This is a genomic window from Bradyrhizobium sp. sBnM-33 (assembly GCF_032917945.1).
Taxonomy (GTDB): Bacteria; Pseudomonadota; Alphaproteobacteria; order Rhizobiales; family Xanthobacteraceae; genus Bradyrhizobium.
Genome location: NZ_CP136624.1, coordinates 1197975 through 1224513, shown reverse-complemented (window position 1 = coordinate 1224513; position 26539 = coordinate 1197975). Strand labels below are relative to the sequence as shown.

At 63.0% G+C, this 26539-nt stretch carries 23 protein-coding genes, 2 tRNA genes and 1 pseudogene; 13 read left to right on the top strand and 13 right to left on the bottom strand.

Features of this window, described 5'->3' with window-relative positions:
* Window positions 1–7 precede the first annotated feature (7 nt).
* From RX328_RS05790 to RX328_RS05780, 3 genes are all read right to left on the bottom strand, one after another.
* Window positions 8–1618: an acyl-CoA synthetase gene (locus RX328_RS05790; RefSeq protein ID WP_213254135.1), complete on the bottom strand. Its 1611-nt coding sequence runs from the start codon at window positions 1616–1618 to the stop codon at window positions 8–10.
* 135 nt (window positions 1619–1753) lie between these two features.
* Window positions 1754–3280, bottom strand: a complete 1527-nt coding sequence (locus RX328_RS05785; RefSeq protein WP_213254136.1) for an FAD-dependent oxidoreductase — start codon at window positions 3278–3280, stop codon at window positions 1754–1756.
* A 92-nt stretch (window positions 3281–3372) separates the two neighbouring features.
* Entirely contained in the window at window positions 3373–3828 is a 456-nt protein-coding gene (locus RX328_RS05780; protein WP_213254137.1) for a GatB/YqeY domain-containing protein, read from the bottom strand.
* 293 nt (window positions 3829–4121) lie between these two features.
* On the opposite strand from RX328_RS05780, the gene carA reads away from it, so the two are divergent.
* The 3 genes and pseudogenes from carA (at window position 4122) to RX328_RS05765 (ending at window position 6725) form a co-directional block, all read left to right on the top strand.
* Window positions 4122–5312 carry a glutamine-hydrolyzing carbamoyl-phosphate synthase small subunit gene (gene carA / locus RX328_RS05775; RefSeq protein ID WP_213254138.1) on the top strand — a complete coding sequence of 397 codons (1191 nt, stop codon included), beginning with the start codon at window positions 4122–4124 and terminating at the stop codon, window positions 5310–5312.
* Between the two features lie 199 nt (window positions 5313–5511).
* A complete protein-coding gene (locus tag RX328_RS05770; protein WP_213254139.1) occupies window positions 5512–6030 on the top strand; it encodes a PaaI family thioesterase in 519 nt (172 codons plus the stop codon).
* Window positions 6031–6177: 147 nt separating this feature from the next.
* Window positions 6178–6725, top strand: a pseudogene (locus RX328_RS05765) (cupin domain-containing protein).
* A 167-nt stretch (window positions 6726–6892) separates the two neighbouring features.
* On the opposite strand, the gene RX328_RS05760 reads toward RX328_RS05765, so the two are convergent.
* Window positions 6893–7426, bottom strand: a complete 534-nt coding sequence (locus RX328_RS05760) for a Dps family protein (RefSeq protein WP_213254140.1) — start codon at window positions 7424–7426, stop codon at window positions 6893–6895.
* 122 nt (window positions 7427–7548) lie between these two features.
* Here RX328_RS05760 and RX328_RS05755 point away from each other — a divergent pair, with 122 nt between their 5' ends.
* The 5 genes from RX328_RS05755 to RX328_RS05735 all read left to right on the top strand — a co-directional run bounded on the left by RX328_RS05755 (window position 7549) and on the right by RX328_RS05735 (window position 13822).
* On the top strand, window positions 7549–8253 hold the full coding sequence (locus RX328_RS05755) for a class I SAM-dependent methyltransferase (protein ID WP_213254141.1): 705 nt from the start codon (window positions 7549–7551) through the stop codon (window positions 8251–8253).
* A 79-nt stretch (window positions 8254–8332) separates the two neighbouring features.
* Window positions 8333–8408: transfer RNA gene (locus RX328_RS05750), tRNA-OTHER, on the top strand.
* Between the two features lie 313 nt (window positions 8409–8721).
* Window positions 8722–12186, top strand: coding sequence for a carbamoyl-phosphate synthase large subunit (gene carB / locus RX328_RS05745; protein WP_213254142.1), 3465 nt, complete (start codon window positions 8722–8724; stop codon window positions 12184–12186).
* A gap of 220 nt (window positions 12187–12406) precedes the next feature.
* Window positions 12407–12880, top strand: coding sequence for a transcription elongation factor GreA (greA, locus tag RX328_RS05740; protein WP_141686413.1), 474 nt, complete (start codon window positions 12407–12409; stop codon window positions 12878–12880).
* A gap of 531 nt (window positions 12881–13411) precedes the next feature.
* Window positions 13412–13822 carry a DoxX family protein gene (locus tag RX328_RS05735; protein WP_213254173.1) on the top strand — a complete coding sequence of 137 codons (411 nt, stop codon included), beginning with the start codon at window positions 13412–13414 and terminating at the stop codon, window positions 13820–13822.
* A 151-nt stretch (window positions 13823–13973) separates the two neighbouring features.
* Here the strand turns inward: RX328_RS05735 and RX328_RS05730 are convergent, their stop codons facing one another.
* Window positions 13974–14453 carry an Lrp/AsnC family transcriptional regulator gene (locus tag RX328_RS05730; RefSeq protein ID WP_213254143.1) on the bottom strand — a complete coding sequence of 160 codons (480 nt, stop codon included), beginning with the start codon at window positions 14451–14453 and terminating at the stop codon, window positions 13974–13976.
* Between the two features lie 280 nt (window positions 14454–14733).
* Here RX328_RS05730 and trxB point away from each other — a divergent pair, with 280 nt between their 5' ends.
* The 3 genes from trxB (at window position 14734) to dapA (ending at window position 18042) form a co-directional block, all read left to right on the top strand.
* Complete coding sequence (gene trxB, locus RX328_RS05725) at window positions 14734–15699, top strand: thioredoxin-disulfide reductase (RefSeq protein ID WP_213254145.1); 966 nt, start codon at window positions 14734–14736, stop codon at window positions 15697–15699.
* Window positions 15700–15701: 2 nt separating this feature from the next.
* The gene (locus tag RX328_RS05720; RefSeq protein ID WP_213254147.1) at window positions 15702–16622 is read left to right on the top strand and encodes a LysR family transcriptional regulator; all 921 of its coding nucleotides are present in this window, start codon (window positions 15702–15704) and stop codon (window positions 16620–16622) included.
* Between the two features lie 487 nt (window positions 16623–17109).
* Window positions 17110–18042: a 4-hydroxy-tetrahydrodipicolinate synthase gene (gene dapA / locus RX328_RS05715; protein WP_213254149.1), complete on the top strand. Its 933-nt coding sequence runs from the start codon at window positions 17110–17112 to the stop codon at window positions 18040–18042.
* A 49-nt stretch (window positions 18043–18091) separates the two neighbouring features.
* Here the strand turns inward: dapA and RX328_RS05710 are convergent, their stop codons facing one another.
* Window positions 18092–18238 carry a hypothetical protein gene (locus RX328_RS05710; RefSeq protein ID WP_317258622.1) on the bottom strand — a complete coding sequence of 49 codons (147 nt, stop codon included), beginning with the start codon at window positions 18236–18238 and terminating at the stop codon, window positions 18092–18094.
* A 224-nt stretch (window positions 18239–18462) separates the two neighbouring features.
* Here RX328_RS05710 and RX328_RS05705 point away from each other — a divergent pair, with 224 nt between their 5' ends.
* The gene (locus RX328_RS05705) at window positions 18463–18594 is read left to right on the top strand and encodes a hypothetical protein (protein ID WP_256470245.1); all 132 of its coding nucleotides are present in this window, start codon (window positions 18463–18465) and stop codon (window positions 18592–18594) included.
* Window positions 18595–18856: 262 nt separating this feature from the next.
* Here the strand turns inward: RX328_RS05705 and RX328_RS05700 are convergent, their stop codons facing one another.
* From RX328_RS05700 to RX328_RS05675, 6 genes are all read right to left on the bottom strand, one after another.
* Complete coding sequence (locus RX328_RS05700; RefSeq protein ID WP_065743187.1) at window positions 18857–19537, bottom strand: ParA family protein; 681 nt, start codon at window positions 19535–19537, stop codon at window positions 18857–18859.
* Window positions 19538–19712: 175 nt separating this feature from the next.
* A complete protein-coding gene (locus RX328_RS05695) occupies window positions 19713–20048 on the bottom strand; it encodes a hypothetical protein (protein ID WP_213254151.1) in 336 nt (111 codons plus the stop codon).
* Between the two features lie 97 nt (window positions 20049–20145).
* The gene (locus RX328_RS05690; protein ID WP_249726926.1) at window positions 20146–20502 is read right to left on the bottom strand and encodes a hypothetical protein; all 357 of its coding nucleotides are present in this window, start codon (window positions 20500–20502) and stop codon (window positions 20146–20148) included.
* Window positions 20503–20631: 129 nt separating this feature from the next.
* A tRNA-His gene (locus RX328_RS05685) sits at window positions 20632–20708 on the bottom strand.
* A 227-nt stretch (window positions 20709–20935) separates the two neighbouring features.
* Entirely contained in the window at window positions 20936–21370 is a 435-nt protein-coding gene (locus RX328_RS05680; protein WP_213254153.1) for a phasin, read from the bottom strand.
* 259 nt (window positions 21371–21629) lie between these two features.
* Window positions 21630–22013 (bottom strand): phasin family protein, encoded by a 384-nt coding sequence (locus RX328_RS05675; RefSeq protein ID WP_213254155.1) that lies wholly within the window; start codon window positions 22011–22013, stop codon window positions 21630–21632.
* Between the two features lie 206 nt (window positions 22014–22219).
* On the opposite strand from RX328_RS05675, the gene RX328_RS05670 reads away from it, so the two are divergent.
* On the top strand, window positions 22220–25369 hold the full coding sequence (locus RX328_RS05670; RefSeq protein ID WP_409410880.1) for a PAS domain S-box protein: 3150 nt from the start codon (window positions 22220–22222) through the stop codon (window positions 25367–25369).
* Between the two features lie 164 nt (window positions 25370–25533).
* On the opposite strand, the gene RX328_RS05665 is transcribed toward RX328_RS05670, so the two are convergent.
* Window positions 25534–26253, bottom strand: a complete 720-nt coding sequence (locus RX328_RS05665) for a glutathione S-transferase family protein (RefSeq protein ID WP_213254157.1) — start codon at window positions 26251–26253, stop codon at window positions 25534–25536.
* Window positions 26254–26539: the final 286 nt, after the last annotated feature.

Here is a 26539-nt window from a genome sequence, read left to right as displayed (position 1 = left end):
AAGAGCCCTATCCCAGCGCCCGCAACTCGCGCCGCAGCACCTTTCCCGTGGCCGTCATCGGCAGCGTTTCGGCGAACTGCACGAAGCGCGGGTATTCGTGGGCGGCGAGCTGTACTTTGACGAACTCCTGGATCTCGCGCGCCAGTTCATCGCTCGCGGCAAAGCCCGGGCGCAGCACGATCCAGGCCTTGATGGATTCGGTGCGGATCGGATCGGGTATGCCGACCACCGCCGACATCGCCACCGCCGGATGCTTCATCAGCGTATGTTCAATTTCCGACGGGCCGACGCGATAACCGGCGGTGGTAATCACGTCGTCCTCGCGGCTGACGTACCAGAAATAGCCGTCCTCATCCTGCACGCCGAGATCGCCGGTCAGCAAAAATTCGCCGGCATATTTCTTCGCAGTCGCTTCCGGATTCTTCCAGTATTCGATCATGGTGCAGGGACAGGGCTGGCGCACGCCGATGATGCCGCGCGCACCTCTAGGCAATTCCTCGCCGCGATCGTTGACGATGCGGACGTCGAAGCCCGGCGTCGCCTTGCCCATCGAGCCGGGACGGATCGGAAACAGGTTCGAATTGCTGCCGATCACGAGGTTGCATTCGGTCTGGCCGAACACTTCATGCGCGTCGATGCCGAAGGTTTCGCGCACCCAGCCGAGCAATTCGCCGCCGAGCGATTCACCGCCGGTGAAAATGCTGCGCAGTCTTACGCCGGAATTCTTCACACCGGCCTGCCGCATCAGCTTCAGCGCGGTCGGCGGCAGGAACGTGTTGCGGATGCCTAGGTCGGCCATCATCGCCATCGCCGCCTGCGGCTCGAATTTGCGGGCGCGATGGCCGACGAGCGGAATGCCGTGATACCAGAACGCCAGCAGGCCGTTGATCAGCCCGCCGATCCAGGCCCAGTCGGCTGGTGTCCACATCAGGTCGCCGGGCCGCGGCAAGAAATTGTGGCACATCTCGACGTTCGGAAGATGGCCGAGCACGACGCGATGCGCGTGCAGCGCGCCCTTCGGATTGCCTGTGGTGCCGGAGGTGTAGATGATCAGGGCGGGATCGTCGGCCGCGGTGTCGACGGTCGCAAAATCCGGCGACGCGGCCTTCAGCGAGGACCAGAACGGCTTTGTGCCGGCGGGCGCGCGGTCGCCAATCACGTAGATGTTTGACAGCGCAGGAAGGCGATCGCGTATTTTCGCGAGCTTCTCCCAGCCGCTCTCGTCGGTAACAACAGCCTTGGCCTCGGAATTCGACAGACGGAACTCCAGCGCGTCCTCGCCGAACAGCGCAAACAGCGGGATCGAGATCATGCCTGAGCGAAACGCGGCGAAATGCGCGATCGGCAATTCAAGCGATTGCGACAGAAACACCGCGACGCGGTCGCCGCACGACAGGCCGTCGGCTTTCAGGACGTTGGCAAAACGGCGCGACTGCTCGGCGACCAGGTCAAACGAGGTACGCGTCGTGGCGCCGCCCTCGTCGACATAGATCAGCGCCAACCGGCCTGAACCATCCGCATGCCGGTCGCAGCATGCGGTCGCCATATTGAAGCGAGCAGGAATGTCCCAGCGGAAGTCGCGGTAGAGCTCGTCGTAGGTGGAGGCTTCGGTGAGCATGGCCTTGGTTGTTTCCTCTCGTCATGGCCGGGCTTCATCCCGGCCATCCACCCTTCTTGCTTGCCGCGAGTTTAAAGACGTGGATGCCGGGGACAAGCCCGGGCATGACGCGGAGGCTACGTTTTGTGGCCTGACTTAAGACGCCCGCGCCTTCTCCATCGCAAGCTCTGCCTCGAGGCTTGCGATGTCCCGATAGATCGAGGCGACGGCCAGCACGCGGCCCTTGCTCTTGTACTGCAGCAGGCAATCCTTGCCGGGGATGTCGCCGTCTACGGTGATTTCGTCCCATTTCTCGGCGTAACCGACATAATTGATCGGCACATCGTAGTGCTGGCTCCAGAAAAACGGCACCGCATGGAACGGCACGCGCGCTCCGAGCATGTTTCGCGCGGCGGTCTGGCCCTGACGCTCGGCCACCACCCAATGTTCGACGCGAATGGTCTCAAGAGAATGCGGATCGGGCCAGCGCGCGATATCGCCCGCGGCATAGATGCCGGGGACGCTGGTTTCCAGATAGGCGTTGACGGTGACGCCCCGATCGATTGCCAGCCCCGCCTTCTCGACCAATTCAAGGCGCGGACGCACGCCGACGCCGACCACCACGATATCGGCCTCGATCGCGCCGCCGCTTTTCAGCGTCGCGCGTTTGCCGTCGATCTCGGTTACGGTATCGCCGAGATGGAAGATGACGCCGTGCTCTTCATGCAGAGCGCGGACGAAGTCGCCCATCTCGGGCCCCAGCACGCGCTCCATCGGCCGCTGCTCGAGGCCTACGACATGGACCTCGATATTTCTGGCGCGCAGCGACGCCGCGACTTCGAGCCCGATGAAGCTCGCGCCGATCACGACGGCGCGCCGCGAGCCTCCGGCCATTGCAATGATGGCGCGGGAATCGGCCAGCGAGCGCAAGACGTGAACATGGGGCTGGTCCGCGCCAGGTATCGGCAGGCGCACCGGCTCCGCACCGGTCGCCAGCAGCAAGCGGTCATAGGGAATGGTCTCGCCGCCTGATGTGACGACATGGCGTGCGCCAGCGTCGATTGACGTGACCTCGGTGTTGAGCCGCAGGTCGACCTTCGCTTCGGCGTAGAACTCATCCGGCCGTAGCGGCACCCAGTCCTCCGGCGCGCTGCCGGCGAGATAGTCTTTTGACAGGTTCGGCCGATCCACCGGTGCCGCGGCCTCATGGCTCAGCATCACGATGCTGCCGCGATAATCCTGCCGCCGCAGCATCTCGGCGGCGGCAAAACCCGCCGCGCCACCGCCGACGATCACGATTCTTTCGGGCGCATCGGTGACGCCCATTACCTGCGGCTTGGGCTGCTCGCGCTTTTCCCGAACGAAGATGCGACCGTCTTGCTGCTCGACCTTCCAGACTGCGACCGGGCTGAGCGCCGGTGCCCGGACGGCTTCGCCGGTGCGCAAATCGAAACAAGCATGATGCCAGGGGCACCGGATGCCCTCGCCGGTGACGAGACCCTCTGCCAGCGGCCCGTGATAATGGGTGCAATGCGCACCGATCGCGAAAATTTCCGATCCCGAACGCACCAGCAAGACTTCATCGTCGCCGACATGGCCGAGCAACATCTGGCCCGCGAATTCCGACGGGGTTACGCCCTTTGATAGATCGGGACCGGCGGGTGGCGCTTGCTGATCAGCCATGCCTTCCTCCGCTCGCGTTGCGCTACGTCACCACTCCGAGCTTGAACTCATTCGATGTTTCATCAGCGCGAAGGTTCCCGGGCACGAAAAATTTATCCCGTCAGCGCCGTCTTCACCAAACCGCTCGCCTTGCCGAAATCCATCTGCCCGGCAAACTTCGCGCGCAGCACGCCGATCACCTTGCCCATGTCCTTCATGCCGGCGGCGCCGGTCTCGGCGATGACGGCCGAGATCGCGGCCTTCACCTCGTCGTCCGACATCTGCTTCGGCAGATAGGCCGAGATCACGGCGATCTCCTCGCGCTCCTGCGCGGCGAGCTCGGCGCGGCCGCCCTTGTCGTAGAGCTCGACCGATTCCTGACGCTGCTTGATCATCTTCTGCAGCACGCCGAGCACGTCCGCATCGGAGAGCGGCGGCTTGCCCTGCCCGCGCGCGTCGATGTCGGCGTTCTTGATGGTCGAATTGACCATGCGCAGCGTGGAGAGCTTGCGCTCGTCCTTCGCCCTCATGGCGTCCTTGACCGCATTATTGATTTGGTCGCGCAGCATGGTCGCCTCACTGAGAATGGTGCCGCCGGAAGGCGCTTGGTCGGAAGATTCCGCGTCTATATAGGGGCTGCGCCGGCCGCGCCACTGGCATTCCGGTGCGATCCGCGAGGGCCGACGCGCCGGAGACGGGGAGCATCGGCACCGAATGTCCTCCCGCTTCGGCCGGATTTGGCCGAAAACGGCTGACACGGCGGAACCGGCTGTCAAATATGCGGCAAACGCATGTGAATCCCCCGCTTTCTTGGCCGTCCGGCTTTGACGGGCGGGGGCGCTTGCGACTATGAAGTGCGCTCATGACAACATCTGAAAATGCTTCAGCCTGGCCGGACCAGAAACCGACCGCGCTCCTCGTGCTTGCCGATGGTACCGTGCTGGAGGGCTTTGGCCTCGGCGCGGAAGGCCATGCCGTCGGCGAAGTCTGCTTCAACACCGCGATGACCGGTTATGAGGAGATCCTCACCGATCCCTCCTATGCCGGGCAGCTCATCACCTTCACCTTCCCGCATATCGGCAATGTCGGCACCAACGACGAAGACATCGAGACGGTGAACATGGCGGCGACGCCGGGCGCGCGCGGCGTTATCCTGCGCACGGCTATCACTGATCCCTCGAACTACCGCGCCACGCGGCACCTCGACCAGTGGCTGCGCGCCCGCGGCATCATCGGGCTGTCCGGCATCGATACCAGGGCGCTGACTGCGCTGATCCGCTCAAAGGGCATGCCGAACGCGGTGATTGCGCACGCCAAGAACGGGGTGTTCGACCTGCACGGCCTGAAGGAAGAGGCGCGCGAATGGCCCGGCCTGGAAGGCATGGATCTGGTGCCGATGGTGACGTCGGGCCAGCGCTTCACCTGGGATGAGACGCCGTGGGCCTGGCAGAAGGGCTTTGGCCGGCAGACCGAACCTGAGTTCAACGTGGTCGCGATCGACTACGGCATCAAGCGCAACATTTTGCGGCTCTTGGCCGGTGAAGGCTGCAAGGTCACGGTGGTGCCGGCGACGACCTCGGCCGAAGACATTCTGGCGATGAAGCCGGACGGCGTGTTTCTTTCCAACGGCCCGGGTGACCCGGCCGCGACCGGCAAATATGCGGTGCCCGTGATTCAGCAGGTGATCCAGTCCGGCACGCCGACGTTCGGTATTTGCTTGGGTCATCAGATGCTGGGCCTGGCCGTCGGCGCCAAGACCAAGAAGATGCATCAGGGCCATCACGGCGCCAATCATCCGGTCAAAGACGAGACCACCGGCAAGGTGGAGATTACTTCGATGAACCACGGCTTTGCCGTCGACCAGGCTACGCTGCCGGAGGGCGCGATGCAGACCCACATCTCGCTGTTCGACGGCTCCAATTGCGGCATCGAGCTCAAGGGCAAGCCGGTATTCTCCGTGCAGTATCACCCGGAAGCCTCGCCGGGGCCGCGCGACTCGCATTACCTGTTCAAGCGGTTTGCGGATCTGATGCGGGCGAAGAAGCGGGCGTAAGGCGCGCTCTCGTGCCCCGGATGCTGCGCAGCGCGAAGCGGTGCGCTGCTGATCCGGGCCCACGCTCCATCCCAGCCCAGCCAATGGGTCCCGGCTCTGCGGAGCAGCGTTGCACGCTGCACCGCGTCCGGGACACGATGGTTGCGGGCATCGGCACCGGTTAATATGATACTCATCATCGAAATCAGGAGCCAACTCCATGGACGACGATCCCGTCGCCCCGCAGGTCGAATACGGCGTAGCGCCGACCGACGTCATGGCCTCGATGTCCGGCCTCGACTTCGTGCGCGGCATTTTCAACGGCAAGCTGCCGACACCACCGATCATGCAGAACGTCGAGCCGTTCGATTCCACCGCCGAGAAGGGACATGTGGTGTTCTACAGCGTGCCCGGCTTTCGGCACTACAATCCGATCGGCTCGGTGCATGGCGGTTATGCCGCGATCCTGCTGGATTCCGCGATGGGCCTTGCGGTGCATACCGCCCTTCCCGCCGGCACCGGCTACACCACGCTGGAATTCAAGATCTCTTTCATCAAGGGCATGACAAAGGATACCGGGCCTGTCCGCACCGAGGGCAAGACGCTCAATGTCGGCCGCCGCGCCGCCACCGCCGAGGCGCGGATCACCGACGCCAACGGCCGCCTGCTCGCGCATGCGACGACGACGTGTCTGGTTTTCGAGATTCCAAGGGAACGTGAGGCGCGGAGGGCGGTTTGAAGTTGTAGGATGTTACTCAGACCTCATCCTGAGGAGCCGCGTAGCGGCGTCTCGAAGGATGGGCCACGGGCCTCGTGATTCGAGACGGCGCTGCGCGCCTCCTCACCATGAGGGTCTAGTGGTTGCTGCCACTCGCGGAGATCAACAATGTCCGTCGTCAGCGCCGATATTGAGCCGCTCACCTTCGTGTTCGAGGATGACGGCCTCGTGCCCAACAATCCCCTGCCGTTGCTGGTTTACAAGGGCGCGGTCTATATAGCCAACGATCACCCGGAAACGATCACCCGGAAAAGACCATCGAGGCGCTGTTCGGCGCCAATGGCTGGGGTGCGATGTGGCGCAACGGCATCTACGACTATGTGCACTACCACGCCACGGTGCATGAGGCGCTTGGCGTTGCCCGCGGTCGTGCGCGCGTCCGCTTCGGCGGCAACCGCGGCAAGGAGCTCGAAATCACGCCCGGCGATGTCGCGATCCTTCCCGCCGGCACCGGGCATCAATGCGTGTCCGCCAGCCCCGATTTTTGCGTCGTCGGCGCCTATCCGCCGGGACCGCCGATGCAGATCACGCGCCCGACGCCGGAGAACCACGCCAGGGCGCTGAAGACGATCCCGGAAGTGAAGCTGCCGAAGACCGATCCGGTGCTGGGCGAAGACGGGCCGCTGGTCCGGTTGTGGAAGCGCGGCACGCGATGAGACGGGGCGCCTTTTATCGGCGCCTGGCAATCGGGACATTTGTGCGCGCCCGTTTTTTGTAACTGCCGCTGCGGCACCCGAAGAAGTCGGAGGGTGGACTAGCACAGCGTAATCCACGCAGGACATGACGGGTTGCGCTTCCGCTAACCCGCCTTTACTCCAACCGCTCACGCCACGTTGGCGCCTTCCTGGCGGCTGGCCTCGAACAGGAACCAGGTGCGGCGCTCGGTCTCGTCGATGAAGGTCTCAAGCAGGCCCGCAGTGCCGGAATCCTCGTGCTCATCGGCGAGCTTGTGCGCCTTGCGCATCGCCGCCGCCACATGCTTGTTGTCTTCCATCAGCTCGCGCAGCATTTCGCGCGGCGGCACGTAGTCTTCGTTGTTGTCCTTGATGGTCTGCAGCTTGGCAATCTGTCCGATCGAGCGTAGCGTGGCGCCGCCAAGTTTGCGCACCCGTTCAGCGAGTTGGTCGGTGGTGGCGAAGATCGCTTCCGACTGCTCGTCCAGCATGAGGTGATAGTCGCGGAAATGACGGCCGCTGACGTGCCAGTGGAAGTTCTTGGTCTTCAGATAGAGCGCAAATGCGTCCGCCAGCAGCGTATTGAGCGAGGCCGAGATCTTGTCTACGGCGGCCAGCGGCAGGTCGGTCGGCGTATCGAGGTTGGAAGATACCTTATCGGATTTATTGCTGGTTTTGCTCACGTTGAACCTTCCTGTTAGGAATTGGGCACGACGGCATTGGCAGGGAACGCCGGGCCGTCTAACGCCCCACCTAAGTAACGGTTCCGTTGCCGGAACCCCCAGTTTTGCCGGACCCGACTGCGATGGACGAATGGATCGACTACTACGATTCCACGCATACGATTTATGCGAGCAAGCTGCATCGCGACCTGCATTTCCAGATCATCGCGCGCGATATCATCGGCTATATCGCTTCGCCCGACGCCGTCGTGCTGGACTATGCCTGCGGCGAAGCGCTGTCGGCTGCCAAGGTGGCGGATGCCTGCGCAAAACTCTATCTGGCCGAACCCGCGCCCGGCGTTCGCGGCCGGCTGATCGCGCGTTTTGCGCCAAACACCAAGATCCGCGTGCGCTCGCTCGAGGATCTCACGCGAATGGCGGAAAACTCGGTCGATCTCGTCGTCATGAATTCGGTCGCGCAATACATGACGCCAGGGGAACTGGATTCGGCGCTTGGCGTCATTCGCCGGTTGCTGAAGCCCAAGGGCCGCCTCGTGCTCGGCGACATCCTGCGGCCGGAAGTCGGCATGGCTAGGGACGTGCTGGCACTTCTGAAATTCGCCGCCTCCCACGGCTTCCTGAAAGACGCCCTGTACGGCCTCGCGAGCACGGCGCTGTCGGACTATCGGCAGCTACGCACGCGCGTCGGGCTGCAGCGCTACAGCGAAGACGAGATGATTGAGAAGCTCGCCGCCGCCGGCTTCACCGCCTCGCGCGCGCATCAGAACATCGGCCACAACCCGTGGCGGATGACGTTCGTCGCGCGGCACGCATTCCAACACAGTTGAGTTCCACGCGCGTTAAGGTTGTTAACCCTAAGGCACGGTAAGGATGGTTCACCGCACCCTGATGGGCAATGATTGCCACGGCCCGGTGGCGGAAGCGTCGACGCGGGAGCAGTGCAATGCTCTTTATCCTGGTTCAAATCCAGGCCGGGCCTCCATGCTTCGCCCTGACGGCTACGCGTGGCGCAGCCACGCAGGAGACCGGCGGGGTAAAGCGTGTCCGGCGTAGCTTGAGCAAAGCGAAAGCGTAGACGGACCGGCCCCACCCATAGCTCGAAGAGCGCAGGCGGGCCTCGACAGATACCCTTCGATTTCTCCCAAAATGACGGTTGATGGCCGGTTTTTGGGGGTTTCGCGGGTGCGGAATCTGGTCTAAAGACCACCCGCGCGCGAGGGTGACCCGCGCTCTTGGCTTAGGGGACGCGCGGCTGCGCGCCCTTTTTTTGTGCCCAAAATCCAGTCTGAGAGCTGATGCCCAAAAGAACAGATATCTCCACCATCCTGATCATCGGCGCTGGTCCCATCGTGATCGGCCAAGCCTGCGAATTCGATTATTCCGGCACCCAGGCGGTGAAGACGCTGAAAGAAGAGGGCTACCGTATCGTCCTCGTCAATTCCAATCCGGCCACCATCATGACCGATCCGGAATTGGCTGACGCGACCTATATCGAGCCGATCACGCCCGAAATCGTCGCCAAGATCATCGAGAAGGAGCGCTACGTCATCCCCGGCGGCTTTGCGCTGTTGCCGACCATGGGCGGCCAGACCGCGCTGAACTGTGCGCTGTCGCTGCGCCGTCAGGGCACCCTCGACAAGTTCGACGTCGAGATGATCGGCGCCACCGCTGACGCCATCGACAAGGCCGAGGACCGCCAGCTTTTCCGCAACGCGATGGAGAAGATCGGTCTTCAGACGCCGAAATCGCGGCTCGCCAATGCCTCGGCGCTGAAAAAGTCCTATCGCGACAAATACCTCGCCGAACGCGAGAAGCTATCCGGTGACGCGCTGGATGAGCTCGAACGGCAATGGACGCTTGGCGAAAACGAACGCCGCAAGCGTTACCAGGAGCATGCGCTCGGCGAGGCGCTGATGGCGCTGTCCGAAATCGGGCTGCCGGCGATCATCCGCCCCTCCTTCACCATGGGCGGCACCGGCGGCGGCATCGCCTACAACAAGGAGGAATTCCTCGACATCATCGAACGCGGCCTCGACGCCTCCCCGACCAACGAAGTGCTGATCGAGGAATCCGTGCTCGGCTGGAAAGAGTTCGAGATGGAGGTGGTGCGCGACAAGAAGGACAATTGCATCATCGTCTGCTCGATCGAGAACCTCGATCCGATGGGCGTGCACACCGGCGATTCCATCACCGTGGCGCCGGCGCTGACGCTGACCGACAAAGAATACCAGATCATGCGCGATGCCTCGATCGCGGTGCTGCGCGAAATTGGCGTGGAGACCGGCGGATCCAACGTGCAGTTCGGCGTCAATCCCGACGACGGCCGCATGGTGGTGATCGAGATGAACCCGCGCGTGTCGCGCTCCTCGGCGCTCGCATCAAAAGCCACCGGCTTTCCGATCGCAAAAGTCGCCGCCAAGCTCGCGGTCGGCTACACGCTCGATGAAATCGCCAACGACATCACCGGCGGCGCGACGCCCGCCTCGTTCGAGCCGACCATCGACTATGTCGTGACCAAAGTCCCCCGCTTTGCGTTCGAAAAGTTTCCCGGCGCGTCCACCACGCTGACGACCTCGATGAAGTCGGTCGGCGAAGTGATGGCGATCGGCCGCACGTTTCAGGAGAGCCTGCAGAAGGCATTGCGCGGGCTCGAGACCGGACTGACCGGGCTTGACGAGATCGAGATCGAGGGGCTCGGCCGCGGCGACGACAAAAACGCGATCCGCGCCGCGTTGGGCACGCCGACGCCGAACCGCATCCTGCAGGTGGCGCAGGCGATGCGACTCGGCTGGTCGAACGACGAGATCTTCAATTCCTGCAAGATCGATCCGTGGTTCCTCGCCGAGATGCGCGGCATCATCGACATGGAAACCAAGATCAGGAGGCACGGCCTGCCGCCGAACGGCTATGGCATGCGCATGCTGAAGGCGATGGGCTTTTCCGACGCGCGGCTCGCCGTGCTGTCCGAGTCCACCGAAGCCGAGATCACCGCGAAGCGTCACGCGCTCGGCGTACGCCCCGTTTTCAAGCGCATCGACACCTGCGCCGCCGAATTCGCCTCTCCCACCGCCTACATGTACTCGAGCTATGAAGCGCCGTTTGCGGGCGCGCTGGCCGATGAGAGCGCTCCCTCCGACCGCAAGAAGGTCATTATTCTCGGCGGTGGCCCGAACCGGATCGGCCAGGGCATCGAATTCGACTATTGCTGCTGCCACGCCTGCTTCGCGCTCGACGATGCCGGGTATGAAACCATCATGATCAACTGCAATCCGGAGACGGTGTCGACCGACTACGACACCGCCGACCGGCTATATTTCGAGCCGCTCACTGCCGAGGACGTTCTGGAAATCGTCGCCACCGAGCGCCAGAACGGCACGCTGCACGGCGTCATCGTGCAATTCGGCGGCCAGACCCCACTGAAGTTGGCGCGCGCGCTGGAAGCCGCCGACGTGCCGATCCTTGGCACCTCGCCCGACGCCATCGACCTCGCCGAGGACCGCGACCGTTTCAAGCGCGTTCTCGACAAGCTGAAGTTAAAGCAACCGAAGAACGGCATCGCCTATTCGGTCGAGCAGGCGCGGCTGGTGTCGGCCGATCTCGGCCTGCCGCTGGTGGTGCGCCCCTCCTACGTGCTGGGCGGCCGCGCGATGCAGATCATCCGCGAGGAAACCCAGCTCGACGATTACCTGCTCGGGACGTTACCCGAGCTGGTGCCGGCTGACGTGAAGGCGCGCTACCCCAACGACAAGACCGGGCAGATCAACACCGTGCTCGGCAAGAACCCGCTGCTGTTCGACCGCTATTTGTCTGATGCCACCGAGATCGACGTCGACTGCCTGTGCGACGGCAAGGACACCTTCATCGTCGGCATCATGGAGCATATCGAGGAAGCCGGCATTCACTCCGGCGATTCCGCCTGCTCGCTGCCGCCGCATTCGCTGGATGCGAAGATGATCGAGGAGCTCGAGCGGCAAACCCGCGAGCTCGCGCTTGGCCTCGACGTGGTCGGGCTGATGAACGTGCAATATGCGATCAAGGACGGCGAGATCTACGTGCTCGAGGTCAATCCGCGGGCCTCGCGCACCGTGCCGTTCGTCGCCAAGGTCATCGGCACGCCGGTGGCGAAGATCGCGGCACGAATCATGGCCGGCGAGAAGCTTGCCGATTTCAAGCTGAAGAAGAAGCAACTCGGCCATGTCGGCGTCAAAGAGTCCGTCTTCCCGTTCGCGCGCTTCCCCGGCGTCGATACCGTGCTCGGTCCGGAGATGCGCTCGACCGGCGAGGTGATGGGCATCGACCGCTCGTTCGAGGTGGCGTTCGCAAAAAGCCAACTCGGCGGCGGCACCCGCGTGCCGCGCAAGGGCACCGTCTTCGTCTCGGTGCGCGAGATCGACAAGACTCGTATCGCCGAGGCGGTCCGGCTCTTGCACTCGCTCGGCTTCAAGGTGATGGCCACCTCGGGCACCCAGCGCTTCCTCGCCGACAAGGGCATTCCGACCGAAAAAGTCAACAAGGTGCTGGAAGGGCGGCCGCACATCGTCGACGCCATCACCAATGGCGACATTCAGCTCGTTTTCAATACCACCGAAGGGCCGCAGGCGCTGGCCGACAGCCGTTCGCTGCGGCGGGCTGCCCTCTTGCATAAAGTGCCGTATTACACCACTCTTTCAGGTGCTGTGGCCGCCGCCCAGGGCATCCGCGCCTATCTGGGCGGGGACCTTGAGGTCCGCACGCTACAGAGCTATTTTTCCGAAAACTGATCGTTCGGCGGGCGAAAATGCCCGCGAAACGATCGGCAACAAAGCCGGCATGGCTGGAACCCACCGCCCGTTTGGATGTTGTAAGGCCCCTAACGGGGCCTAACATCAATAGGCCGGCGGGTTCGTGTGTGTCGAGCTCAAGGGCCTGATCGAAATCGTAAGCGTAGCTCGTGCGCGCTAGCTTCTGGCGGCTCGCACGAGGGAAGGACGGAAAGAGATGATGGACAAGGTTCCGATGACTGCTAGCGGGTATGCCGCCCTGGAGGTCGAATTGAAGCAGCGCCAGTCGGTGGAGCGTCCGCGCATCATCGAGCATATCGCCGAGGCGCGCTCGCATGGCGACCTCTCCGAGAACGCGGAATATCACGCGGCCAAGGAAGAGCAGTCGCACAACGAAGGCCGCATCGCCGAGCTCGAGGACAAGCTCGCGCGCGCCGACATCATCGACATCTCGAAGCTGTCCGGCGACACCGTCAAGTTCGGCGCGACCGTCACGTTGGTCGACGAGGACACCGAAAAGAAAGCGGTGTGGCAGATCGTCGGCGAGCCGGAAGCCGACGCCAAGAAGGGCCGCATCTCTATCACCTCGCCGCTGGCTCGCGCCCTGATCGGCAAGAAGAAGGGCTCGACCGTGGAGGTCGTGGCTCCCGGCGGCGCCAAGGCCTACGAGATCACCAAGGTCGAGTGGCGATAGAGCGCGATGACGTTCTTCGAATCGTCATCCCGCTCCGTCTCATTTATTCGAGCATGATCTCCGCGCTAACGCGTTCCGCGTTTGTCGCGAGGGGAAACCGGTATCAGCTTTGCGCTAACGCGGCCCTTCGGGTCCGGATCATGCTGTAGTCACCTGCAAGTTACTGTTGCGACAAAGCCGCGTTCTCCACGCGGCTTTTTTGTTGCCGCGCTGCTGACAGGATTGTGAGTGGTGGTGCGGCACATTTCAGAATATCCGAACTCCGGACAATGGTTATTGACTATAACTAAGTGGATCGGCGACGCCGGCGCGACGAAACCTCGTCGTTCGCGCGGATAGACAGCAGGCTGCCGTCTGCCAGGGGCATCTTGTTGCGCTGCAATCGCGATAGCGTCGCGGAGCGGCGACTTGAAGGGGAATGATTCAATTTCACGGGTGTTGTGTCGGCATCACAGGCAATTCGCCAACACCGTGTAATTTCGTCACGCTAGTTTCTAGCGTGCCAAACAAGGGGACGATGACATGGACCAAATCGACAAGATGCTCGTGAAATGGCAGCCGACGGCGCTGAGCCTGTTTCGCTTCATCACTGGACTGCTGCTGTTTCAATACGGCGTCGCCAAGATCCTGAAGTTTCCGACAATTCCGGAGGGCAACCCTTACGCCTTCCTCAACAAGGTGGAATTGATGTCGCTATCGGGAGCTGCCGGTCTGATTGAGTTGATCCTCGGCGCGCTTTTGCTGCTCGGCCTGTTCACACGGCCCGTCGCCTTCATTCTTTCCGGTGAGATGGCGTTCGCCTACTTCATCGGTCATGCGCCGAAGAGCTTTTTTCCGCTCATCAACGGCGGCACGCTTGCGATCCTGTTCTGCTTCGCCTGCCTTTATCTTTCGACTGCAGGCGGCGGCCCGTACAGCGTCGACGCGATGCGGAAGAAGTGAGCTGAGGTCTCGCCTCGTCATTGCGAGCCAACGGGTCGCGCGAATGCGCGCCCGATGACAGGCTCCGCGAAGCAATCCATCTCTCCGCGTGGGAAGAATGGATTGCTTCGTACTTTCGCTCCTCGCAATGACGGGGATAGGCCGGAGCACCTCACCCCGCGACCTTCACATCGAGCGGCACCGCCGCTTCATATTTCGAATTGTGCAGCACCAGCGACGTCCTGACGTTGCGTACATGCGGCGCGGCCGTCAGGTGCGTGACGAAATCCTGAAACGTCGCCATATCGGGCGCGACACATTTGAGGATGAAGTCGATCTCGCCCGACAGCATCCAGCATTCCCGCACCAGCGGCTCGGCGCGCACGAAATCCTCGAACGCGCGCAAATCCGCGTCCGCCTGGCTGGACAAATGGACCGAAGCAAACACGGTGACGTCGAAGCCGAGCCGGCGCGGATCCAACAGGCCCCGATAGCCCTGGATGTAGCCTTCTTCCTCCAACGTGCGGACCCGGCGCAGGCAGGGCGGCGGCGAGATACCGACGCGCTTGGCCAGTTCCACGTTGGTGATTCGGCCGTCGGCCTGGATTTCGGCAAGAATTCGAAGGTCGATTTCGTCAAGATTCTTCGACACGCGCGTCGGGTTCCCTAATTCTGGCCGCGTGGGCTGGCCTTCCTGGCAACTCTCTTAGCGCACGCCGGGCGCCTTGCGCAATTTTATTGCGCGACCAACGTCATATTTCGCGATTGTTACTTCAGTTCCGGGGAAAATTCGCTGGGATGAATTGCAATTCTTGCATAGCTACCCAGATATCATAGACTTGGATTTGACACTTTTGGCGCCGCCGCGATGCCGGCCTGAGCGCTTTCCGCACAAGTCCTCATCAAAATCCTCCAAAGAGAGGGAATCGCCGATGCCCGCGCCTATCCATGCCAAGGTCGTCATTATCGGGTCCGGCCCCGCCGGTTACACCGCGGCGATCTACGCGGCGCGTGCGATGCTGGAGCCGGTGCTGATCCAGGGCATCCAGCCCGGCGGACAGCTCACCATCACCACCGACGTGGAAAACTATCCGGGCTTCGCCGACGTCATCCAGGGTCCGTGGCTGATGGAGCAGATGGAGAAGCAGGCGGCGCATGTCGGCACCAAACTCGTCACCGATCTCGTCACCAAGCTCGAACTGGCGCAGCGGCCGTTCCGCCTGACCTGCGACAGCGGCGACGTCTATCTGGCGGAAACCGTGATCCTCGCCACCGGCGCGCAGGCGCGCTGGCTTGGCATTCCCTCAGAAGAGAAGTTCAAGGGCTTTGGCGTCTCGGCCTGCGCAACCTGCGACGGCTTCTTCTACCGCGGCAAGGAAGTAATCGTGGTCGGCGGCGGTAACACCGCGGTCGAGGAAGCGCTGTTCCTGACCAACTTTGCCTCGCAGGTAACGATCGTGCATCGCCGCAATCATTTCCGCGCCGAGCGCATCCTGCAGGACCGCCTGTTCAAGAATCCGAAGATCAAGGTGGTGTGGGACTCGGCGATCGACGAGATCTGCGGCGCCGAGAACCCGAGCAAGGTCACCCATGTGCGGCTGAAGAACGTCAAGACCGGCGCACGCAGGGATGTTGCGGCCGACGGCGTCTTCATCGCCATCGGGCATGCGCCCGCAACCGACCTCGTCAAAGGCCAGATCAAGCTGAAACCATCAGGCTATGTCGAGGTGGCGCCGAACTCGACCGCAACCTCGATCCCCGGCCTGTTCGCCGCGGGCGATGTCGCGGATGAAACCTATCGGCAGGCGGTCACGGCTGCCGGCCTTGGATGCATGGCGGCGCTTGAGGCCGAACGCTTCCTGGCTTTGCGCGCGAGCGATCGCGCGGCGGCTGAATAGTCATGGCTAGATCACGGGACGGATTTGACATGGACTGGGACAAGCTGAAGGTCTTTCACGCGGCGGCTGAAGCGGGAAGCTTTACCCATGCCGGTGAGCAATTAGGATTATCGCAGTCCGCGGTGTCGCGGCAGGTCAGCGCGCTGGAGCAGGAGCTTGCGGTGTCGCTGTTCCACCGCCACGCCCGCGGGCTCATCCTCACGGAGCAGGGCGATCTGCTGTTCCGCACTGCGCATGACGTGTTCATGCAGTTGCAGGCGGCGCGCGCCAAACTCACCGACAGCCGCGAGCGGCCGAGCGGTGACCTCAAGATCACGACGCCGCCCGCGCTCGGCATCAACTGGCTGATCCCACGGCTCGACGAGTTCACCGCGCTTTATCCGGACATCCGCATCTCGCTGATCGTCACCGACGAGGATCTCGACCTGTCGATGCGCGAGGCCGACGTCGCGATCCGGACCCGCAAGCCGACCCAGCCCGACCTGATCCAGCGCAAGCTGTTCTCGATCGGCTTTCATGCCTATTGCTCGCCGGAATACATCAAGCGTTTCGGCACGCCGCGCACGCTCGACGACCTCGATTCGCACCGCATCATCATGCTCGGCGACGCGCAGGTGCCGTCGCACCTGCAGAACCGGAGCTGGCTGATCGATGCCGGGCGCAATGGCTCGGGTCCGCGCGAAGCCTACTTCAAGGTCAACAACATCTTAGGTTTAGTCCGCGCCTGCCAGCAGGGGCTCGGCATCGCTGCCCTGCCCGACTATCTGGTCGAAGAGAACAACCGCCTGGTGCAGTTGTTCGGCGAGTCCGATTCGATCCAGCTCGACACCTATTTTGTTTATCCCGAAGAGCTGAAGACGGTAGCGCGCGTGCAGGTGTTCCGCGACTTCGTCGTCAGCAAGGCGCAGCGCTGGCCGTCCTAGAGGCGGTAGCCTTCCGCTCGCGGATTAGCCTATTTTATAGAGGCCCCGCTCTCCGCATGACTGACATGCGGCTCGGACGGTTGCTGCAAGGCACTGATGAGGATCATAGTGCTCAAACGCTGAGCGGTCGCGTCGCGCATATGTCCCCCTCCTCCAGTGACGCGGCGGTTCAGTAATCCCTCTTGGAAGGTGATTGTGTCGGCCTCACGTGGCCAATACCTCAAGCCGGGCTCATTCGAGCCCGGCTTTTTTTCACGTCCGCGTCATGTTCCCGCACAGATTGACATTGAGGTTCTCGGCCTCCATCATCCGCACATGATCACGAGTTCGTGCGCAGCCCTGTCGTCGAAAAAAGGTCCCCATCCGGGGACCCGAGATCGACGCGCGCGCTAGACAGCCGCGAACCCACGATCCCGAAGCCCCGCCGTCTGGACGGGGTTTTTTATTTGGTCCCGTCTCCGGCTCACCCCCAAGAGGAGATGGAACGATGACTGCCCCTTCGACCAACGACCTGGCAAGCCGGCTGCAGGGCCTGTGGCTACCGCTGATCACGCCGTTTCGCGACGGCGAACTCGACGAGGCGTCGCTGCGCCGGCTCGTCCGACACTATGCGGCGGGCCGCGTCGACGGCTTCATTCTCGCGGCGACGTCGGGGGAAGGCATGTCGCTCCGCCCTGGCGAACTCGAGCGGTTGGTGACGGTGACGCGCAGCGAGCTCTGCGCCAGCCGGCGCCACCTGCCGATCCTCTTGGGCCTGTCCGGCGCCTCCACCGCGAAGATGAAGGATGCGCTGGATGAGACCGCGACCTGGCCGATCGACGGCTATCTGATCGCGAGCCCCTATTACATCCGGCCGTCACAGCGCGGCCTCGTGCAGCACTTCACCGCGCTCGCCGATCACGCCTCATGGCCGATCGTGCTCTACAACATTCCCTACCGGACCGCCGTCAGCCTCACCAACGAGACGTTGCTGCAGCTCGCGGAGCATCCGAACATCGTTGGCATGAAGGATTGCGGCGCCGACCGCGCGCAGTCGATTGATCTGCTGGCGAGACGCCCATCGGGGTTTCGCGTGCTGACCGGCGAAGACGCGGAGTACCACGACGCGCTTGCCGACGGCGCCGATGGCGCGATCCTTTTGTCGGCGCATCTGGAGACCGAGGCCTTCGCATCGCTACGGACGCTGCTGAAGCAGGGCGACCGCGACGGCGCGCGGGCCTGCTGGAAGGAGCTCTCCCGGCTGACCCGGCTGCTATTTGCCGAACCGAGCCCGGCGCCCGCAAAGTACTGGCTGGCGCGCAACGGACTGATCGACAGCGCCGAGGTTCGTCTGCCGATGGTGGAAGTGAGCGCGGAACTCGCGGCGTTGCTCGACGAGGAAATCGAGCGGCGCAGGCCACAGCTTTTGCGGCGGGCTTAAGCATGCGATCGGCTCCCTCTCGTCTCACCAGCGAGAGGGAGAAGCCGAATTAGCTGACCAGCAGGCGATAGGTCATCACGGGCGCGAAGCCGAGCAGCATCGCCCAGGCGGCGAATGACGACACCAGAAGAACGTCGTGCATGCTCTGGGCGTACTCAGCCATCGGAAATTTCTTGCCGTGAGTGCTCATCGCCATCCCCGTCTTTTCTCTTGGAGGAAGATCAATACGCTTAAAATTCTAATGTTACGGGCGAGGCTTCGCTCGAGTTTGACGCCGTGCGATCAGGGAAAGTTAACCAGACATGGCGGTGGTTAATCGACGGTAGCAGGTGCGGTCAAATGCAAGCGAAATGGCAAGCGGGTTTTTAAAACCGTTCGCGTATCAAGATCCCCATACAACAGAAAAACGCGGGGCGCGTCGTGCATTTCGAGAACAACAACATTCCTGAACAGGGCTTTTCGACCGAGGACATTTTGTGGGCCGTCGGCATCTGGTCCGTGATCCTGACGCTGTCGCCGGTCGTCGTGTTCTACGTGCTGATGGTGGCGTGAGGCGGCCATCGCCGCTCTATCCGTCATTGCGAGCCAACGGGTCGCGCGAATGCGCGCCCGATGACAGGCTCCGCGAAGCAATCCATCTCTCCGCGCTGGGATAGATGGATTGCTTCGTCGCGGGGTTTATCATCGGGCCGGCCAAAGGCCGGACCCGTTGGCTCCTCGCAATGACGAGGAAACAATTTTGCAGTCCCACCAAAAGAAAAACGCGCGGAGCCCGCGCGTTCTTTATCGGTCCGGCAGATCGAGAGCGGCGTTGTTACGCCGCCTGCTTGTGCATGGCGCCCGATGCCGACGCCGTTCCGCGGATCGCCTTGATCGAACGTTCGATCGCGCCCCACAGCCTGCTGATCTCGGCTGCCGCCCGGCCCTCCGCGTAATATTCGCGGGCGCCTTCGCCCTGGCTCAGCGCCATGATCAGATCGGCGCGGTTGGTGATCTGTCCGCTCCACACCGGCGCGCGGAATTTCGCCAGCGCTTCGCGCGCGATGCTGACGATGCGGCTCTCGGCGCCGTCGCGTTCGGCAGGCGCGCCGTTGATCACGACCGCGTAGGGCTTGCGCGCCGAGCGGCAGGTCTGAATGGTTTCCTGCACCGCGTTGACGTCGAACACGCCGGGCCGCGCCGGAATAATCACCATGGTGGCGTTACGGATCGCATCGTCGACGACGGCCGACAAATTCGGCGGCGTGTCGATGAACACCCATTCGATGCCGTCGCGCTTGGCGGCAGCGACGATGCCGCTGACGGAATTCACCGCGGCCTTGATCGGCGGCTCGTTGGTGCCGCGCAATTTGTGCCAGAGCGTAAGAGACCCCTGCGGATCGGCATCGACGAGCAGGATGGGCTTCGTTGCCTTGTGAACATGGGCAGCGAGGTGAGCAGCCAGGGTACTCTTTCCCGAGCCCCCCTTACGTGATGCGAAAACAATTACGTTCATACCTTGGCCTCCAGTTGACCCCAGAAGCCGAAAATGAATCAGCGCGCTGATTCGTGAAAGAAAAATTTATCACTCGCCGCGATGAAGCCACTTAATTGCCAATAAGGCTGGTTTTTGAGTCACACCGTGCAACCCCGGTCACCCAAAGGAAGCGGAAAAGCCCGGCTTGCTTGACTCATTGCGCGCTTTTTGCGCGCTCGCGCTCGCGTTCGAGCTTTGCGCGCTGACGTTCGAGCCATTTGCGTTCGATCCATCCAAGCCCCTGCGCCAACGGCTTCTGCAGCGGCGGCACGTCCTGCGCGAACAAAAGGAGTCCGAGCGGCAGCATCCAGAGCCCGAGCACCGGCAGGAAGCTGAGGAAGCCGCCGGCGACCAGCAGTATGGCGAGCGGTACTCGGACGTAGATCGACGACGGCTTGCGCACCCAGCCGACGAACTTCGCCGGCCCCGGCGGCAGCTTCCTCTCGAACCAGGCAAAATGCCGGTCGAGCTCTTTTTGATGCTTACTCAACGAACCCTCTCCTCTTATCCGACGAGATGTTCATTGGAGTGGCCGCCGGCAAGTGTCGGTCTGTCACGCGAGCGGGTCTTGAAATGGTGCGCCGCCATCAGGTCGCGGGCTTTTTCGGTTTTTTGGCGTTGCGCGGCTTGGCGGTAGCGGCCTTGCGCGGGGCTGCCGGCCGGATGACCGTCGGCCGGCCTACAGGCCGGGCCCTGATTTCATCGGGCTCGGGACGGAAGTGCGCCCGGCAAGCCGGCGAGAGTTGAGACTTATTGCGCACCATGCAGGCGGTGACGCGGCCGACATCCGGGATATCCGAACTACACAGCCGGAACGCGTCGCCAGTGCAGGCCTGCTCCTGTTCGGGGGTGTAGGTCTGACTGACGGCGGGCGAGATCGAAACCGCGAGGGCGGTAGCAAGCAACAATCCGAGCTGAAAATTACCGATCCGAAAAATCGACATTAATCCCCCAAGCCGCAATGATTCCCGGAATAGTGGGTGAACGGGTGGGGCTTGGCAAGCACGGCTGGAGTACGCGCCACAGCGCAAGTGTCACGGCAGTTCGGCAGCTAATTCAACAGAGTGAAGAACTGGTACAGTTGGGTGGGCTCGAACCACCGACCTCCTGTTCCACAGACAGGCGCTCTAACCAACTGAGCTACAACTGCATCCTGCGCGGGCCCCAAAGGGGGGTCACGAATGGGCCGGAAACTAGGTGCAACGCCGGCCTTTGGCAAGGCCGGGAAGCGTCCAATTATATAGTCGTTTCGGGCGCGTGTTGCGTTCATGTGCGGGTCGCGCCGGAGCCTGGCGAGGCCCGGAAAAATGGCCCCTCTTGGGGCATCAAAAAGCCCGGGCCGCTTCGCCCGGGCTTTTCGTTGGCGATGCGGGCCGATCAGGCAGCGGGCTTGTAGTACTTCGAGGCGGAGGCCTTGATCGGCTCGACGGTCTCGGTCGCAACCTTCTGGCCGAGCTCGGCAAGCTCCTTGGCCTGCGCGGTGAAGGTCTCGTACTGCTTCTTGGCGTGCGCCGTCCACAGCTCGAGCGCCGCCGCCGGCGTCTTCACGCCGAGCAGATCCTGCGCGAAATCGAGCGAGGACGAGGTATTGGCCTTGAAGAACTCGATCAGCTTGGCGTTGTACTCGCTGGCGCCCTTGCTGGCCGTGGTGAACACGGCCTCGATGGTGCCGTTGTGGGTTTCAGCTGCATCTTTGAATTTGGCGTAGCTGTCGCGGGCCTGCGAGACGCCCTTTTCAGCAAGTGCGCGCATCTGCTCGGGAACTTCGAAGGGAATGATGGAGGCGGAGAAGGGATCGGTGGAGCTGGTCAAGGCTTGCATCCTTCACAATGGGGTTAATCGATGTTCCCCTGGCGGGTGCCGGGCGGATGACCGGAACACCGAAAGGGATCACGTACACACGCACTCACGGAAGTGCCCATCCACGGGCTCGCCCAATAAGCACCCATATCGTGTCAAATTTGTGCAACGCACTGCAATTTCTGGTGCGACGCCGCATGGGCAACCCGCACCGGATGCGCGTTCCAGCCGGTCCATTTCGCGCTTGCAATACTGCCCCGCTGCGGGCGGGTCAGGCTTTCGGCTTCGCCGCATCGATGGCGGCCTTGCCGACGATCTGGCTCATTTCGCTCGCCTGCTCCGTCAGCGCGCGCATTTGCCCCTGCACATATTCGCTGTGCAGCCGCATTACCTCGGTCAGGTCCTTGGCCTTGAGAAGTGACTGCGCGTAATCGAGCGAGCCCTGCACGTTCTTCTCGGCATAGGCGACGGCCTTCTGCCTGACATCCTTCGCGCCCTCGCGCACCGTGGCATTGCGCTCCTCGATGGTATCGGCGGTGGTCTGCGCGGCGGCGACGAATTTCTCAAACGTCTTGCGGGCCTGCTCCAGGCTCGCTTCCGCCATCGATCGCATTTCCTTGGGTATCTCGAAACGGTCTCGCACGTCGTCGCTCATGGTGCGCTCCTTTGCACGGGCAGGGATTGCGTCCAGATGCCGCCAAGGGGGTCGTACGGATCGCGCCCGGAACGGATGCGGCGCCCGGGAGGTTACTCAGGGTGGACCCCTGACGGCATTTGCAACCACCCAACGCGGCCGGCGGCCCAAGGGTTCAGCCGGGTTAAGGTTATCCGCCGCTTAAAACCACTGCCGGCCAGCCGGCCGTGGACCTGCCGCCGCCGGCTTGCGATAGTAACCATCCATTAACGCTGTCGGCATTCTGGCTGCCGATCGTGACGCCGGACGGTCATGTAGTTGCGATGAAGGACGCGGAATTTCAGTGGCGGGCGCAGAGCGATCCGCGATTGGCGGCCTATGCGGCGAGCCGCCTGCCCGCATGGCTGTGGACGGCCGACGGCAGGCAGATCCTGTGGGCCAATCCAGCCGGCGCCCGCGTGTTCGGCGCCGCCAGCGCCGCAGCCCTTACTGAGAAGACCTTCGGACCGGCCGACCGGCACCGGCGCCAGATCGCGCGGCTCGCAGGACGGCTGCTCGCCAACGGCGCCATCCGCCTGGAGCGGTTACGGGGATTTGGCGCGGCGCCCGGCATGCTTGCGACCTGCGGCTGTTCGCGGTTCGACTTTCCCGATGGCAGTCATGGTGTCCTGATCGCCGCCGGCGACATCGCGCTGATCGCGCCACGGCCGGCGCGGGCGTATGAGCCGCCCCAGAACGGGATTCAGCCCGACACAACAGCGTCAACGCCAGCCCCGCAGCCGAGCGCGCCCGTCATCGAGCAACCGGTCGCGCCGCAGCCGTCTCCCGACTACGAACAACCGGCGCAATCGGGCGAAGCGCCCGCCGAGTTTGCATTGTTCGATGCGCTTGCCGAGCCTGCCGCCGCGGATGAGCCGGCCGCGATTAAGCCTGCTCCACGCACTCCAATACCTGCGCTCGAAGCATTTGCCGGCCAGCCGACCCGCCGCCTGCCGCTGCGCTTCACCTGGCAGATGGATCGGGAAGGCCGCTTCACGCTCGGCACCGACGAATTCACCGGCCTGATCGGCCCGCGCACCACGGCCGGCTTCGGCCGGCCATGGCGTGAGATCGCGGAGAAATTTGCGCTCGATCCCGAGGGCCGGGTGATGAAGGCGTTCGCCACATGCGCGACCTGGAGCGGCATCGTGCTGAAGTGGCCGGTCGATGGCGGCAGCACTCTGCCGGTTGAACTATCCGGCTCGCCGATTTTCGATGGGCAGCGGAATTTCATCGGCTATCGCGGCTTTGGCGTCTGCCGCGATTTCGACGCGCTGGCCCGGCTCGCCGCCCTGCGCCTGGCGGAATTGTCCGGCGGGATGGCAATGCCGCAAGAACCGCCCGCCCCGGAATTTCCCGAGCCGACAGGCGTTGCACCGCCTTTGGTCGACGAATTGCCCGAACCGATTGCTGCCGCGACTTCACATCGAAACGATTTGGAAACGCCCGTGGAACCTCCCAAGGAAAGCGTCAAGGAAAGCGCCAAAGAAACCGTCAAGGAAAGCGCCGGGGAAAGCGCCAACGAAGCCTCGAAGAGCACCATGACGGAATTACCCGCAGACGCTCCCAACGTGGTGCCATTCCGCGCCCCCGGCGAGGCGAAGCCGCTATCGCTGACGCCGGTCGAGAACAGCGCCTTCGACGAACTCGCGCGGCAATTGTCGGCGCGGCTCGACACCGAGAATGGCAACGAGGCGGTGCCGAACGTCACCGGTGAAACGATCTTTGAACCGACCGTCGCATTGTTCGCGCGCGAACGAGCCGGCGAGCCGCCCGAATGGCTAGCGCCGCCCGAACCGCCCGCGCATGGCGAAACCGCGCGCGACAAGGCGCTGCTCGATCTCTTACCCGTCGGCATCCTGATCTACCGCCTCGACCGCCTGCTCTATGCCAACCCCGCCTTCCTTACGCAGATGGGCTATACCAGCCTGCATGCGCTGGAAGATGCTGGCGGCCTCGACGCGCTCTATGTCGAACCCGGCACGTCGAATGCGTCCTCGACATCGGACACCGGCAGGCCGGTGACGATTTCCGCAAGCGGGCCTGCGGATGCAGATGCGCCGTCATCGGCCGCCGAGGCCCGCCTCTACACGATTTCATGGGACGGCGATTCGGCGCTGGCGCTGATCTTCTCGACCACGCGCCATGAGGGCGCGGCGATCGCGGCCGCCATCGCGCAAGCCGAGCCGGTAGCGGAGCTGGACATCTCCGAACCGTCCGATGTCGGCCATGCCAATGCCGAAGAACTCGCTGCCATCCTCGACACCACGGCCGAAGGCATCCTGATGTTCGACGCCGAAGGCAACATCCATGCAGCCAACCGCAGCGCTGAAGCGCTGTTCGGCCATGACGGCGACGAACTCATCCAACGCAATCTCGCCGATCTCTTTGCGCCCGAAAGCCAGCACGGTGTGTTCGAATATCTCGCCGGCATCAAGGCTTCCGGCGTCGAAAGCCTGCTCGATCACGGCCGTGAGGTGCTGGGCCGGGAAAGCAAGGGCGGCATCATCCCGCTGTCGATGACCATCGGCCGCACCCGCCCTGACGGCCCGAATTTCTTCGCGGTGTTCCGCGATCTCTCGCAGGCCAAGAAGACCGAGAGCGAATTGCGCGAGGCGCGGCGGCTGGCAGAACGCGCCGCCAACGCCAAGGCCGACGTGCTGGCCCGGATCAGCCACGAGGTGCGGACGCCGCTGAACGCCATCATCGGCTTTGCCGAAGTGATGATCGGTGAGCGTTTCGGCGCGCTCGGCAACGAGCGCTACCGCGAATACATGAAGGACATCCGCGCCGCCGGCGAACACGTGATCGCCATCGTCAACGACCTGCTTGATCTCTCGCGGATCGAAACCGGCAAACTCGATCTAGCCTTCACCAACCAGAATCTCAACGAGCTGGTCGAGAGCTGCGTGGCTGTCATGCAGCCGCAGGCCAATCGCGAGCGCATCATCATCCGCACTTCGCTCGCGCACACGCTGCCGCCTGTGATCGCGGACGCGCGGGCGTTGCGCCAGATCACGCTTAACCTGATCGGCAATTCGATCCATCTCGCCAATGCCGGCGGCCAGGTCATCGTCTCGACCGCGCTATCCGATTTCGGCGAGGTGATGCTGCGGGTCCGCGACACCGGCCACGGCCTTAACGACAACGAGGTTGCCGCTGCGCTAGAGCCGTTCCGCACGCGGGCGCCGTCGGATCAGTCCGAGAGTGCGGCCGTCAGCCTGTCGCTCACCAAGGCGCTCGTGGAAGCCAACCGCGCCAAATTCCAGATCAAGACCGGCGGCCGTTCCGGCACGCTGATCGAGATCGTGTTTCCGCACGCGGTGGCGCGCATCTAAAGCGGACGAAGTAACCTCGAACCACGTGATCCGTCACCCTGAGGAGCGCGCTTGCGCGCGTCGCGAAGGGCGACGGCCACCGGCCGGGCCGTGCATCCTTCGAGGCTCGCTGCGCTCGCACCTCAGGATGACGGTGAGAGCGCGTGCGTAGCCGCAAGCGTCGATCACGTCGCTGTTGACGGCAGAAACGCGGGGACGCTGAGACCCTGGCTGCGCAAGTAATCGGCCATCGGTTCGACGACCTTGATGACCGCCGGTCTTGCCGTCATGCGCTGCCGCCATTGCAGCAGCCTCGGCGTTTCTTTTGTCATGTCGGCGCCCCAGCGCGCGCCGAAGAGCTGGGCCATATAGAACGCGATATCGGCAAAGGAATAGGCGCCGCCGACAAACTCGCGGTCATCGAGCACGCGCTCCATGGTCAGATAATAGGCCGCAGCGCCCTCGCGCGCGAGCTCCGCGGCGGGATCGAGCGGCGTCTTCCAGAGCTGCATCAATTTGATGATGTGAGGGAAGTAGACTTCGTCCGATTCATGCTCGAGCCGGCGACACCACGCCCGCGCCGCAGAGCTCGCGGGCCACAGCGCAGGATCCGGCTTGATGTCTTCAAGATACTCGAAGATCTGGGTGGAATCGAAAATCTCAAGATCACCGTCGATCAGCACCGGGACCTGGCGCTTCGGATTGATGCGCAGGACTTCCGGATGCTTTGGCGCGTAGCCCACCTTCATGGTGAAGGGGACCATGATCAGTTCGAAATCGATGTTCTTCTCGTGCAGGGCGATCTGGACCTTGGCACCGAACATGCTCAGCGGACCGGAGAACAGCCGCATCTTGCGGTCGCTGCTTCGATCGGCTTCTCGACTGGAGTGAACGTTTTCGGGCATCGATTTCTTATCCCACACCAACGGCCTTGGTCACTTTCGTCATGGCATCTTATTCGGGCGCGGTAGCCCAAGCCAAGGCGCACAAAGTACAGGCCCTGTTCGGACGTGTGCCGAGCAATCGGCGTCTCACTGGCGGTCGAGACGAATGCCGAGGCCAACGCGCGCGCTGCAAAGCCATAGCGAAAATCTGAAAGATCTGGTCCGCCACGCAAAGGTCCTTCTGGACAGCGGCGGGTTTTCCGGCTGATATGCGACGAATTGACACACAGCGGCTCCGCGCGAGCCT